General features: G+C 30.1%; 9 protein-coding genes. All 9 read left to right on the top strand.

Annotation, left to right across the window (positions count from 1 at the left end):
* Positions 1-11 precede the first annotated feature (11 nt).
* Positions 12-1,499, top strand: a complete 1,488-nt coding sequence (locus CX675_RS10120) for a glycoside hydrolase family 30 beta sandwich domain-containing protein (protein WP_130735118.1) — start codon at positions 12-14, stop codon at positions 1,497-1,499.
* 149 nt (positions 1,500-1,648) lie between these two features.
* Positions 1,649-3,541, top strand: a complete 1,893-nt coding sequence (locus CX675_RS10115) for a cellulase family glycosylhydrolase (RefSeq protein ID WP_130735117.1) — start codon at positions 1,649-1,651, stop codon at positions 3,539-3,541.
* 152 nt (positions 3,542-3,693) lie between these two features.
* Positions 3,694-6,498: a response regulator gene (locus CX675_RS10110; protein ID WP_130735116.1), complete on the top strand. Its 2,805-nt coding sequence runs from the start codon at positions 3,694-3,696 to the stop codon at positions 6,496-6,498.
* Between the two features lie 341 nt (positions 6,499-6,839).
* Positions 6,840-7,319, top strand: a complete 480-nt coding sequence (locus CX675_RS10105) for a hypothetical protein (protein WP_165396020.1) — start codon at positions 6,840-6,842, stop codon at positions 7,317-7,319.
* Positions 7,320-7,323: 4 nt separating this feature from the next.
* On the top strand, positions 7,324-8,058 hold the full coding sequence (locus CX675_RS10100; RefSeq protein ID WP_165396019.1) for a leucine-rich repeat domain-containing protein: 735 nt from the start codon (positions 7,324-7,326) through the stop codon (positions 8,056-8,058).
* 11 nt (positions 8,059-8,069) lie between these two features.
* On the top strand, positions 8,070-9,323 hold the full coding sequence (locus CX675_RS10095; RefSeq protein WP_130735113.1) for an OmpA family protein: 1,254 nt from the start codon (positions 8,070-8,072) through the stop codon (positions 9,321-9,323).
* A gap of 3 nt (positions 9,324-9,326) precedes the next feature.
* On the top strand, positions 9,327-10,610 hold the full coding sequence (locus CX675_RS10090; RefSeq protein ID WP_130735112.1) for a hypothetical protein: 1,284 nt from the start codon (positions 9,327-9,329) through the stop codon (positions 10,608-10,610).
* 133 nt (positions 10,611-10,743) lie between these two features.
* Entirely contained in the window at positions 10,744-13,521 is a 2,778-nt protein-coding gene (locus CX675_RS10085) for a response regulator (protein WP_130735111.1), read from the top strand.
* A 303-nt stretch (positions 13,522-13,824) separates the two neighbouring features.
* Positions 13,825-14,577 (top strand): hypothetical protein, encoded by a 753-nt coding sequence (locus tag CX675_RS10080; RefSeq protein ID WP_130735110.1) that lies wholly within the window; start codon positions 13,825-13,827, stop codon positions 14,575-14,577.
* The last annotated feature ends 4 nt before the right edge of the window (positions 14,578-14,581 follow it).

Genomic DNA, 14,581 nt, shown 5'->3' with positions numbered 1-14,581 from the left:
TGAAAATAGAAATGAAAAAAACACCTTTATTTATATTTGCCCTATTTAATTTAATTACAAATTCTTGCCAGCAATCTAATTCATCTAGTACTGAAAAAGCACCTGTAATTGAAAAACAAGAAGTAACGAAAACAACTATAGAAAAAGCTCAAGTATACACCACAGCTGAAAATACAACGTTGCGATTAAGTTTATCCGATACGAAAAGCTTTGTTACAACGCAACAACCTAAAGAAATTGAAACTTTTATTACTGTAAACGATGCGGTAGAATTCCAAACTTTTTTAGGAATTGGAGGTGCTATTACGGATGCTTCTGCTGAAGTATTTGCTAAACTTAGTGAAGACAAACAACAAGAATTTTTAAATGCGTATTACAGTAAAAATGGAAACAATTACAATATTATTCGTACCAATATGAATAGTTGTGATTTTAGTTCCACAAGTTATACTTATATACAAGACGACGACGAACAATTAAACACGTTTTCGATTGCTGTTGACAAGCAGTTTAAAATTCCTCTAATCAAAAAAGCACAAAAATTGATTGGAAAAAATCTTGTTTTCTATTTCAGTCCTTGGAGTCCTCCAGCATTTATGAAAAGTAACCAAAACATGCTTCAAGGCGGACAATTATTACCAAAATATTATGCTTCTTGGGCAACTTATTATACTAAATTTATCAAAGCATATGAGCAAGAAGATATTCCTGTTTGGGGGTTTACCATACAAAATGAGCCAATGGCTACACAAACATGGGAATCATGTATTTATACTGCTGAAGAAGAAAGAGATTTTTTGAAGAATCATTTAGGTCCTACTATGGAGAAAGAAGGTTATCAAGAGAAGAAAATCATTGTTTGGGATCATAATCGAGATTTAATGGTTCATCGTGCAAACACCATTTTTGAAGATAAAGAAGCGGCTAAATATGTTTGGGGATTGGGTTTTCATTGGTACGAAACTTGGACTGGAGCCGAGCCAAAATTTGACAATGTTAAAGCTGTGAATGAATCCTATCCAACAAAAAATCTATTATTTACAGAAGGTTGCAAAGAAGTCTTTAACGCAAAGGAATATCAAAAATGGAGTCATGGAGAAAAATACGGTAATGCTATGATTAACGATTTTAATAATGGAACTGTAGGTTGGACCGATTGGAATATACTATTAGATGAACACGGTGGTCCAAATCATGTAGGAAATTTTTGCTTTGCGCCTATTCATGCGGATTTAAGTAAAAACGAATTAATTTATACTCCATCCTACTATTATATTGGTCATTTTTCAAAATTTATCCAACCCAATGCCAAAAGAATAAGTACAGCAACTAGCAGAAGTTCCTTAGAAAGTACTTCTTTTAAAAATCCTAATGGACAAATTGTAACCATAGTAATGAATAAAACGGATAATTTGATTACGTATAAATTAATCCTACAAAATAAAGAAATCAGTATTGAAATACCTGCTCATGCGATTCAATCAATAATAAGCGAATAAGCTTAAAAAAAGTAAATAAAAATATCGTTTAATTAAATTAGAACAATGCATTACATCCAGAAATCTATTATTTAATACTATAAGACATATACTAGTCAATTGTCTCTTTTTTTAATAGATCAAAACAAAAATTAATTCAAAACAAACACATGAAAACATTAAAAAATAAAAAGACAATTTGGCTTAGTATCCTCTTATTGTGTACAGCCATAAATTATGCACAACGTTTAACAGTTTCTGCAACAGGAAGTAAAATTTTAAAAGAGGGAAACCCTATTACACTCAGAGGAGTTAATTTTGGGAATTGGCTTTTGTGGGAAGGTTACATGATGAATTTAGATCAAAACGGTATAAAATCACATTCTCAAATACGAGCTGGTTTGAAAGATTTGTTGGGCAATAATGAAACAAAAATTCAAAATTTTGAAACTAATTGGAGAAATAATTACATCACAAATGCCGATTTTGCCAGAGTAAAAGAATTAGGTTATAACGTAATACGAATTCCGTATCATTATAATATGTTTTGGAATAGCAGTTCTAATACGGTTAAAAATGATGGTTTTGTTTGGCTAGACAAGGCAGTTAATTGGGCAAGTGCTAATAATATTTATGTAATATTATGTATGCATGCAGCACCAGGTTATCAAAATCCTGACCATCATTCCGACAATCCTGGAACGAGTGTTACTTTCTGGGGAAATAATTGGGCCAATGTAGAAATAGCTAAAAAAGTTTGGAAACACATTGCGAATCACTACAAAAACTATGCAGGAAACGAATGGATTGCAGGCTATGATTTACTAAACGAACCTAAATTAGACATTCAATCTGAAAAATACAAACTGAAGCAAGCTTACAAAGAAATGACTGCTCAAATACGTTCTGAAGACAGCAATCATTTAATTTTTGCGGAAGGAAATTATTATTCTAGCGACTTTTATGATATGCAAGAACGTTGGGACAATAACTTAGTTTTTTCAAACCATTATTATGGTTCTCAAGGGGAAAGTAATCCCAACCCAAGTTTAACGACTATAAAAAATTTGGCAAACAATTTAAATATCCCATTATGGACGGGTGAATTTGGAGAAAATACAGCTACTTGGGTAAAATCGGCTCGAATAGACTATGACACACAAAATGTAGGTTGGGCTTTTTGGGCTTGGAAAAGACAAAACACAGACCGTTCTATTTATTCTTTTAATAGCACCTCTGGATGGGACACCATAACCAATTATCTTAAATATGGAGGTACTAAACCTTCCACTAGCAACACAGAATCTTGGTTAAATGGTTTGATAAATAATATAAAATTAGCTAATGCTTCTTATAAAAATGCATTACACGATTTACTAATTCCTTCAAAACCATTCAATCAAACTATTTGGTTACGTAATAGCAATCAATATGTATGTTCCAATAATGGTGTAGGTCCAATTACAGCAAATCGTACTAGTGTTAGTTTATGGGAGAAATTTACAGTTATAAATGCTGGAGATGGCAAAATAGCTCTTAGAGGCAATAATGGAAAATATGTTAATTCTCAAAATGGTACTGCCGCTATGACTTGTTCTAGTAATGCCATTGCAGGTTGGGAAGCTTTTGAATGGGTTGAAATGAATGGACAAATAGCATTAAAAGGGTTTAATGGTAAATTTGTAAGTTCAGAAGGTGGTTCTGGCTCAGGAATGAATTGCAATAGAGAAACTGTTTCAGGTTGGGAAGCTTTTGATTGGTCAACTACTTCAGCTTCAAGAATGGAATTAACTGATATAAACGTAAAAGAAGAAACATACAACTCTTCTGAAGTTGTACTTTTTCCAAATCCTGCTAATGAAAGCATTTCTTTTCAATACAGTAAAAAAATGAGTAACCCAGCTATAACTATTTTCAATGGATTTGGACAAGAAATTCTTTACTTACAACAGCCTACTCCAAAAACTATAAATATAAGTCATTTTCCTTCTGGAACATATCTTTTTAGAATAACCGATACAGTTACAATGTATGAACAAACTATTCCTTTTATAAAAAAATAGATGTTAATTTGAATGAAAAGAGCACTTTGATGCTCTTTTTTTTTACGGAAAAAACTTAAAAACGTGTAACATTCAAAATGTTACAAATCAATAATTAAAAATTAATTATTGATAGTATAATTGTATAACTTTACTCTATATAATTATATCCTATGAAAAATTGGATTTCCATAGTACTCTACTTAATTGTAATAAATGGCTATTCACAAAATAAAACCATTGCACTTTTAGAGCATAAAATTCAAAACGAATCATCTGAAGAAGTAAAAGGAAATTTGTACTATGAATTAGCCGAAATTTACAGAAAAAACAGTAAAGTAGATAGTGCATATCTTTTTGCCAAGCAAGGATATCTATTAGTGAAAGATAAAAAAAATGATTCCTTAAAAATAATTGCAGCACTACAATTATTCAGAATTTCTTCAAAAATTATTGAAAAAGATACTGTAAATTATTTAGAAATTGCATCTACTATTGCTCAAAAATATCCTAAAAAAACATTACAGATTGAACTATACTATGCACAAGGTTTAGCCGCTTTTTTTGATAATGAATTGGCTACTTCTTTACCGCTATTCTTAAAAATAGATTCTCTTTCTAAAAAGTATAACATCAATAATAAAACGACGATAGATGCTATCATTAGAAGATCTGAAATATCTAGATTAAAATTTACGGAGAAAAATACTGCTATTTCAGAAAAACTCCTGCTTGAAGCGTTACAAATTGCTCAAAAAATTAAATCAGAAGAAATGATTCATTTGATTTATAGTTATTTGGCTGATGTGTATCAATTGATGGGAAAACTTGAGGAAGCAAAAAAATATATCGATCTCGCTTTTCGTTATTACCAAACAAAAGAGGATAACATAAGGAATATTTCACAATTGTATTTATTATCAACCGCTTATTATTTAGAATTAAATGATCTAGAAAAAGCTAAAAACGAACAATTAAAAAGATTAAACTATTTAAGAAGTCAAGACGACCAATTAGAATTAGCTCGTGCTTTAATGTATTATGGTAGCTTTCAAAGACGAAAAACAAAAGAATATAAAGAAGCTATTAATAACTTATTAGAAGCAAAACAAATTTATGAATCTCTTAATTTAACTGGAATAGATCCTTATGAACGTCTTATTTACAGCTTAGCCATTTGTTATTCCAAAATGGAGAATTATAAAAAATCTAGCGGGTATTATGAATTAGCTTATGACTTAAGAGAAGATGGAATGCGAAAAGAAAATCGATTGCAAACTTCTGCTTTAGAAACAAAATATCAAACCGAAAAAAAAGAGCAAAAGATAGCCTTATTATCTGCTCAAAATCAAATAGAAAAAAAACAAAAGTATATTTACTTTGCCATTGCCTTACTCATTACAACCCTAGCAATTTTCCTCTTATTATATTATAAAAACAAAATTAAAACAGCTCAAAAAATTAAAGAACTAAACGAATTAAAATCTCGTTTTTTTGCCAATATTTCTCACGAATTCAGAACACCTCTTACTTTAATAAAAAGTCCAGTTCAAAGCTTACAAAAGGAAATTAATCAGGAAAAACAATTGGAAAAATTACACTTGATTGAAAAAAATTCAGATCGAATGCTCGAATTGGTAAACCAATTATTAGAACTCTCAAAAATTGATAGTGGTAACTTAAAGCTTATTTTAAAAGAAGAGCATATTACAGCAACACTTCAAGCTATAATTGAATCTTTTGATTTTCAAGCAAAGGAAAAGGATAAAAAATTTCTTTACACCTTTCCTAACGAAACAGAAACCTATTTTTTAGACAAAGATGTTCTTGAAAAAATCGTAACTAACTTATTATCAAACGCATTTAAATATACTAATAACCCTGAAGAAATCATTCAATTTGAAAGTAAAATTGAAACGAATTTCTTAAAAATGACAGTTACCAATGCTGTTTCAGGGATAAAAACGGAAGATATTCCAAAACTATTCGATCGTTTCTATCAAACAGCTACATCAAAACACGGAACTGGTATTGGTTTAGCATTAGTAAAAGAACTTGTTGCTCTTTATGATGGCAAAATTGAAACCAAACTAGAAAATAACAACTTGAGTTTTTTGGTTTGGATTCCTTTAGACAAAACAAATACTCATTCTCTAAAAATAACACCTTCGGATTTAAAAGAAACGAACTCCTCAGAAGAAATAGAAGCCAAAACAAACTCTGAGAAACCAATAGTACTTATTGTTGACGATAATAAAGGGATACGCAACGTGCTCAAATCTTTATTAGAAGAAAAGTATCGTATCATAGAAGCTGAAAACGGAATAGATGCTGTTCAATTAGCTCAAAAAGAAATACCAGATTGCATTATTTCTGATGTTATGATGCCAAAAATAGATGGTTTTGAGTTTACCAAAAACATAAAATCAAATGAATTAACCTCTCATATTCCTGTTATTTTGTTAACTGCAAAAGTAACAGAAATTAGTCATATAGAAGCTTTAAAAAATAATGCGGATGCTTTTTTAACGAAACCTTTTCACAATGAGGTTATAATTGAAACCGTCTTGCAATTAATCAACGAAAGGAAAAAATTACAAGAACGATACAGTCAAGAATTAGTCTTAAAACCTACAAAAATTGTAGTCGATTCTTTCGATGAAAAATTCATAACTCGATTGGAAACCATTTTAGATAAAAATGTATCAAATCCTGATTTTACTGCTGAAGATTTTGCAAATGAAGCCAACTTAAGTCGCATGCAATTACATCGCAAATTAAAATCTTTATTTGGCGTTTCTGCAACAGAATTTATTAGAAATGAACGTCTCAAAATGGCGCATGATTTATTAAAAAATTCAAGTGCCACGGTTTCTGAAATTGCTTATGCTGTAGGTTTCAATGAAGTGACTTATTTCTCAAAATGCTTTAAAGACTTATATACTATTTCTCCTTCCGAATGTCAAAAATCAAAGTAAGCTATTTATATTGATAGCTTTTTTTATTTCTATTTATCTTTAAAAAAACGCTTCGAATACCTATAATATAGAGAAGTAACATCATCATGTTACATCATTTCATGCTTTTGTTACATCTGTTAATTAATTACAAATGAGTTCAATATACCTTTGAATGAAACAAATGCCAAGAATGTCAAAAAAAGTAAAATATCATTTTGAAGGACATTTGGAAAAACCACCTTCCCAAAAAATCTATCTAAATATTAATCATCTTGAAAAAGGAAATTATGAGCTCAATATAATCTATAAAAACAAAATCTTAAAAAAAACAACTTTTAAAAAATGAAACTATGAAAAAAATGAAATTTCTACTAGCCAGTATTTGTTGCTTTTTAGTAGCCTGTAACTCAGATGATGATGCAACAGTTCCTTCATCTATCGATTTAAAAGCTGACGCTATTACTTACGAAATGGTCTCTCAATCTTCTGCCACAACAGGAGAAGTTAGAATAAGAGGACATGTTAAAAATGTAGGTAATACTACTTTTAGTTCAACCGAAGGACAACAAATTGCCTATTTAATTGAACGACCTCAAGGTACCACTACAGAAACGGTTTTGGCAACTGCCAACTTACCAACTGTTTTAAACTCTGGAAGTGAAATTACTTTTAGTTATACAAGAAATTGGGATGTCGCTACAGAATTCCAAAACGATATTATCTTAAGAATTAGTTATGACCCAGATATTTTTTTGGATGGCAACCCTAATAACGATGATAAAAATACTAACAATAATTCTTTAGTTTTAGCAGGAAATGCAATTAACTCTTTATTCTAATATTATGAAAAATATAATACGTTATTTTGTAGTACTACTTTTACTACTAGCTAGTTGCAGTAGTGACGATGAAAATCCGCAACCAGTAACCTTATCGCAAAGAGAAGTCTTAATGTCATTATATAATGCAAATCCTGGCAATACTTTGGGCTGGGATACAACAACAGACATTAGTACTTGGAGTAATGTAGGGGTAAATGCCAATGGTAAAGTAACTAGTTTGCACCTGGTTGATAAAGGTCTTACAACCATTCCAAACGCAATTGGGTTTTTAACTGAAATTACTTATTTAGAATTACGAAATAATGCATTAACCACTCTTCCAAGTCAAATTCAAAATCTAAATAAGTTAACCTATTTGGGGTTAAACAACAATCTCATTAATAACTTACCTAGTGCAATAGGTAATTTAGAGCAATTAGACCGTTTATATGTATATAACAATAATCTAACCTCTATTCCTTCACAAATTGGTCAACTTACCACAGTAACTGAATTAGATTTTGGAGCTAATTCAATTACTACTATTCCTATCGGTATTGGACAAATTACGAATTTGGAATACCTAAGTTTTTATTCTAATTCAATTACTACAGTTCCTAATCAACTAAGTACTTTAATTCACTTAACAACACTTGATATTTCAGATAATTTTATAGCTAGTATTCCACAAAGTGTTTGCGATTTAGAAATAACAGGTACAACCATTATAAAAGATGCCACAACCACTTGTAATTAATTTTAAAAAAAATGAAAACGATAATCTTAACTCTTATTTGCTCTCTTTTTATTACAAATACACAAGCACAATTCTTTAAAAAACTAAGTGAGAAGGCTGAGAAAGCAGCTGAACGCACTGTAGAACGTAAAGTTGAAAAAGAATCGTCTAAAAAAACGAACCAAGCTATTGATAGCGTTTTTGGTACTGCAAAAACGAAAAAAGAGAAAAAAACGAAAAACTCAGATAAAAATTCTGGAAATAGAACCAATAAAAAGACCAATCAAGAAATCGTTACTGGAAGTAGTTTTTTTCCAAATGGTACTATTATCTTTGAAGAAACTTTTAAAGAAGATGCAAAAGGAGATTTTCCAGCGAATTGGGAAACTACTGGTGGAGGTGAAATTATAACCGTTAAAGACGAAAAAGCATTTCGCTTTTATCCTAATAGTCTTTGTATTGCAAAAACCAATAAACTTCCAGAAAATTATGCTCTAGAATTTGATTTAATAACAGAAAACCTTGCCTATAAAGAACTTTCAGGTTCCGAATTTAGAGTGCAGTTTACCAACGAAAACAAATTAAATAAAGACCTAAAGCAAAGAGCCGAATTTCATTTTTCATTGTGGCAAGGTAGTGCAACCGCCGATAAAATTCATGTAGAAAACTTTGGTACAGAAAATAAAATAAACAACAATATTAACTATAAAATGAATGCAATTTTTAATAAAACGGCACATTTTACTGTCGTTGTGAATGGAAAAAGATTACGACTTTATATTGATAATGAAAAAGTTATCGATTTACCTTCTTTTTTACAAAACAATGTAGGCAGATATATTCAGTTCTATTTAAGAGGTACAAAACAAGAAGAAAGTCATATCTTAGCAATAGCAAATATGAAAATTACCGAAGAAGGGGAAGACATTCGTTCTTTAATTTTAAAAGGCGGTTTCCATACTACAAAAATAGTATTTGATTCTGGTTCCGATAAAATCAAAACAGAATCGTTTGCTTATTTGGATAAAATTGGAAAAGTACTAGCTGAAGATAAAAATATTCGGTTAAAAATTATTGGTCACACCGATAGTGATGGAGATAGTAAAACGAATTTAGTTTTATCGCAAAAAAGAGCGCAAGCAGTTCAAAACTATTTTATACAACATTTTTCAATTAATGAAAAGGCTTTACAAACCGATGGAAAAGGAGAAAATGAACCCGTTGCAGATAATAAAACAGCGGAAGGCAAAGCAGAAAACAGACGTGTTGAATTTAAAAAAATATAAGGTATGAAAAGATTTTTCTTATGTTGTTTTGGTTTCTGTATGAGTTTTATTCAAGGTCAGCGCAATCTTTTTTTTAATCCTGAAGAGGAAGAAGTAAAAGATACAGTACATACGCCTTCTGGAACTATTCCTGTTGCTTTTTCCGATTTTAATCCGAATGAACGTATTTCATTCGATAAAAAAATTACATTTTCTTTTAATTCTAATTTGGGTAACTCTTATACTACTTCATTTTTAGTGAATACAAATAAAGGCTACATGGGAATGAACAAAGAAATGATGGAAGAAATAATCGGGATAGAATTTCCTCACAATGAGAATGTAAAAATTTATTACAGACTAACTAATACCAATGGAAAAACCTATTATTACATTGAATTTAATGGTGTAAAACAAGTAGTAAATAGATTACCTATGAATGAAATTGCTGTAGACGAAACCAATATGTCTATAGCAAAATTCAATCGGAACTTCTCTCCTACTGGAAACAACTTAAATGTAAGTAGTCAGAATTATAATTCGCAAGAATATCACAATGTTTCAGCAACAACTGGTCACGATAATTTGGTGTATTTGGCAAACCAAAATGAAACACAATTGAACCCTAATTCTAATCCTAAGACAGCAGGTTTTCTAGGTCTAGGGTATATTTATTATGATAACAAAACCCAATTAGTAACACGCATTGATAATGAAAAGGGCTCGGCAGAAATAGAAAATATTGAAAATGTTTCCATTCGCTTTGACGGAAGTAATTATCGCAAAAGAGAAAATATCGTAGCAGAGGACCACGAACGAGTTACCAATGTAAAAGAAGACTATTTAGCAAAAAAACAAGAAAACATCAATCGAGCTACCAATTCAGAACGAACAATTGCTAACAAAGAGCAAGAAATCTTGAATCAAGAAACGGAAATGGAAGAAAAACGGAAAAGAGCCATGAACAAATACATTGAAGACAGTGCTCCCGCGGAACAAAATAGCAAATATGCATTGGAAGGTTTTGATCCAAAAGATGACATTGAAGTCAAAAAATTAGAATGCGAAAAAAGGATACTTATTATTGAAAAAAAATTGGACCGAATGACGAATAGAAATCCCGATTATACAAAACTTCAAGATGAAAAAGCCTGTTTGGAAACCAAAATAATAGACTATAAAAACGCTCAAGAAGAAATGGAAAACATTCAAGAACGGAATACGAATGATTCACACAAAGCCAATCTTGAAAAAATGAATTATTATATTTCTAATGTTATTCCCAATATTGTAGCTAGACGTTGCTAAGTAAATTAAACAGTCTATTTACATTTTTAAAAACTGATTGTCAATACATTGAAAATATGTAACTTTAACTTGTTACATTAATCTATACATCAATTTTATTTTTTTGTATACTTGTCATTCACAAACAATCAGCATGAAATACATTTCTCTTATCCTATTCGGTATATTCATTTCTTTCCCTTCGTTTTCCCAACATAAAAACGTTTCTGATTCCATATCTATTTATATAAAAAAAGCCGATTCAACATTCAATACTCTAAATTATAATGCTTCGTTAACCTATGCTCAAAAAGCATTGGAATTGGCTGAAAATAAAACAGATGTTTATTCAATTAATGAAGCAAAAATAAAAGTTGCAAACGCTTATCTAAAATTAAGACTCTTTGATTATGCTCTACAATCTATTGAATACATAACGTTGAAAAACAAACCTACTCAAAAAGAAGTAGTTCAGTATGCAACGGTTTTAAACGTGAGAGGGAATATTCATTATTCTAAATATGAAGACGATTTAGCCATTACAAATTACCTAAAAGCCGATTCTGTTAGTGAAGCACATCATTACAGCAATGATTCACAAATTAAAGCTTTGCAAAACATCGGTTTAATGTTTCTTAGAGGATATGAAAGTCCTACTAAAACCACTTACGGAAGAGCAAAAGACTATTTCAAAAAAGCCTATGATAAAGCTAAAGAAAGTAATTCCTTAACCGAAATGCATTTTTCAGGTTTGTATTATGGTTCCACTTTTGTGGAAACTGAAAATCCTGAACCTGAAATAGCGCTTACCTATTACAACAATGCTAAAAAATATTTTGAAACAAACCATCTAATTAAAGAATTAAATGATACCTATTGGGCTTTTGCTTCTTTATACCGAAGAATTGGTCAAAATGATAAAGCTGAAACGTATTATTTAGAAAATATTGAAAAAAATAAAATCCATGCCAATACTATAAATTTAGGAAAAGCGTATTGGGCTTACGCCAGTTTTTTAAATGCAATTGAAAGTCGGGATAAGGCAATAACCGCTTACCAAGACGCGATTACAACCTTAAAAAAAGAAAAAAATACCGATTTAGGAGTGCTCTCTGATTGTTTATACCAACTCTCAAATTTATACCATCAGAAAGGGCAGAATGAAGCTGCCTATGAAAAAATCAATGAATATATTGTCTATAAAGATAGTGTAGATATCAAAAAAAATAGTATTAATTTTAATCAACTAGAAGCTAAATATCAAACTGAAAAAAAAGAACAAGAAATTGCTTTGCTTACTTCTAAACATCAACTAGCAGAAAAGCAAAAATACATTTATATCATTATTTCTTTACTGCTATTAGCAACCGGTTTTTTTCTGTTTTTTGGTTATAAAAATAAAATTAGAACAGCTCAAAAACTAGAAGAATTAAACACCTTAAAATCACGTTTTTTTGCTAATATTTCTCACGAATTCAGAACACCACTTACATTAATTAAAAGTCCTGTACAACAACTTCAAAATGATGCTACACCTGATCAAGAAAAACAATTAACGCTTATCGATAGAAATACAAACCGAATGTTAGAATTAGTAGATCAGTTATTAGCTCTTTCAAAAATAGATAGTGGTCAATTACAATTAATTTTAAAAGAAGATAACTTAAATCATTTCTTACACAGTATTACGGAACCTTTTGGATATTTGGCTAATGAATCCAATAAAAAGTTAGAATTAACCATTACTACACCCAATGAAAACTATCCTTTTGATAAAGATGTTTTGGAAAAAATTATAACAAATTTAATGCATAATGCTATTAAATATAGTGATGAAGCTACTTCAATCAACGGTACTTTTCTAGTTGAAAATAACGTTCTGAAAGGTACAATTACGAATACTAATGCAACACTTAGTTCTAGCGATGTACAGAAGCTTTTTGAACGTTTTTATCAAAAAAACAACAATCATTCAGGTGTTGGTATTGGTTTAGCTTTAGTGAAAGAATTGATTACTTTATATGAAGCAAAAATAAATACTACTTTAGAAAAACAAGAAATTAGTATCTCTTTTGAAATCCCATTACACACCCAACTTAAAAACGCAGTTGTAAGCGTGCCTAAAAAAGAAAAAGAAGAAATCACTACGCCTACTCATAACAACTTTACTACAGAAGACGGTTTACCAATACTTCTCATTGCCGATGACAATGCTTCTATAAGAACTATTTTAAAAGATATTTTTAAAGAGGATTTTAAAATTTATGAAGCAGAAAATGGAGAACAAGCTCTGAAAATTGCTCAAAAAGAAATTCCTGATTGTATTCTTTCAGATATTATGATGCCCAAAGTGGACGGATTAGCATTTACAAAACAAATAAAATCGAACGAACTTACCTCTTTTATTCCTATCATTTTACTAACCGCCAAAACAGCTTCCGAAGTTCAATTAGAAGCCATAAAAAATGAAGCAGATGCTTTTCTTACCAAACCTTTTCAACATGAAATCGTAAAACAAACGGTTTTACAACAAATTAACGAAAGAAAAAAACTACAAAAAAGATACAGTCAGGAACTTATTCTAAAACCAACAGAAGTGGTGATTAATTCTGTAGATGAAAAATTTATTTCAAAATTAGAAGAAATCATTCATAACGAAATTACCAATCCAGATTTCAATACGGAAGCTTTCGCTGAAAAAATGCATGTTAGTAGAATGCAATTACATCGAAAATTAAAATCTCTTTTTGGTGTTTCTACAACAGAATTCATTAGAAATGAAAGATTAAAAATTGCAGTAGAATTATTAAAAAATGAAAAGCTTTCTATTTCAGAAATTGCATATTCGGTTGGTTTCAACGATGTGTATTATTTCTCCAAATGTTTTAAAGATTTGTATCAAAAAGCACCTTCTGAATACTATAAAAAATAACATAAAAAAGAATACAAAAACTAGTTAAAAGCCTCATTTTAGAGGCTTTTTTCATTTGTTACAATGTTACAAAAGCCTGTTACATACTCACAAAACAATTGGCGCTTTCTTAGCTAATTTTGGAATACAAACGGAATAAAAAATGGCTAATAAAAAGAAATACAATTATGAGGGAAACTTACCAAAAGTACCTTCACAAAAAATTCTAATCAACATTAACCATCTCGAAAAAGGAGAATATGAATTAAATATTATTCACAAAAATAAAATCGTAACAAAAACAAATTTTAAAAAAAAATGACCATGAAAACAATTCAAAAACTTTTACTCATTTGCAGCAGTGTGCTTCTTGTATCTTGTAGTAATGATGACGAACCTACACCACAAGAATACTTTCCAACTCAAATAAATTTAACCGATTTTACCAATGCAGTAAACAATAAAACTGTTAGCATAACGTATAACAACAACAATACTATTTCAACCATTGAAATTGAAGATAACAATGGTATAAAAACAAAACAATATTCTTATACCAATGGTAGAATAAGTAGTGTTGCAAATACTGGTTTTCTTTCTGGTCCTGAAACACGTAACTTTATATACAATGGTTCTGGTAAACTATCATCAATAGTAGACATTACTAGCGGAAGTACCGAAACATTCCCAATAACTTACAATGCTTCTTCTAATACCTATACATTACTAGATGGCACAGACAGTAACACTATTACTGTAGATGCAAGTAACAACCCAACTCAATATGCGAGTACTTTTATTGCTTCCGATTTAATCCTCACTCTAGACAGTTCTAAAAAGGGCGTTTTTAAAAACGTGACCCCACAAATAGCTCTTCAATTTGATTTGGCATTATTTAGTGGCCATCTATTCTATTTTTTCAACCAGAAACAAATCAATCATTTCCAATTTGGTGTGCAAAACTTCGATTTAATCAATACCAGAGATACAAATGGAAATATTACTTCGGTAGTACTCAATTTTACTGGTGGCGGAAATCAGTTAGATATTACTTATCAAAAAAGAAACCTTTATTAAAAAA

The sequence above is a fragment of the Flavobacterium sp. J27 genome, assembly GCF_004303025.1.
Lineage (GTDB): Bacteria > Bacteroidota > Bacteroidia > Flavobacteriales > Flavobacteriaceae > Flavobacterium.
The sequence above is the reverse complement of the archived record's forward strand: the minus strand, read 5'-3'. Positions and strand labels throughout refer to the sequence as shown.

Bases quoted from the DNA above. Each gene is read 5' to 3' on its own strand.
- CX675_RS10095 (WP_130735113.1), top strand. From the start codon at position 8,070: ATGAAAACGATAATCTTAACTCTTATTTGCTCTCTTTTTATTACAAAT.
- CX675_RS10115 (WP_130735117.1), top strand. From the start codon at position 1,649: ATGAAAACATTAAAAAATAAAAAGACAATTTGGCTTAGTATCCTCTTA.
- CX675_RS10090 (WP_130735112.1), top strand. From the start codon at position 9,327: ATGAAAAGATTTTTCTTATGTTGTTTTGGTTTCTGTATGAGTTTTATT.
- CX675_RS10110 (WP_130735116.1), top strand. From the start codon at position 3,694: ATGAAAAATTGGATTTCCATAGTACTCTACTTAATTGTAATAAATGGC.
- CX675_RS10085 (WP_130735111.1), top strand. From the start codon at position 10,744: ATGAAATACATTTCTCTTATCCTATTCGGTATATTCATTTCTTTCCCT.
- CX675_RS10120 (WP_130735118.1), top strand. From the start codon at position 12: ATGAAAAAAACACCTTTATTTATATTTGCCCTATTTAATTTAATTACA.
- CX675_RS10105 (WP_165396020.1), top strand. From the start codon at position 6,840: ATGAAATTTCTACTAGCCAGTATTTGTTGCTTTTTAGTAGCCTGTAAC.
- CX675_RS10080 (WP_130735110.1), top strand. From the start codon at position 13,825: ATGAAAACAATTCAAAAACTTTTACTCATTTGCAGCAGTGTGCTTCTT.
- CX675_RS10100 (WP_165396019.1), top strand. From the start codon at position 7,324: ATGAAAAATATAATACGTTATTTTGTAGTACTACTTTTACTACTAGCT.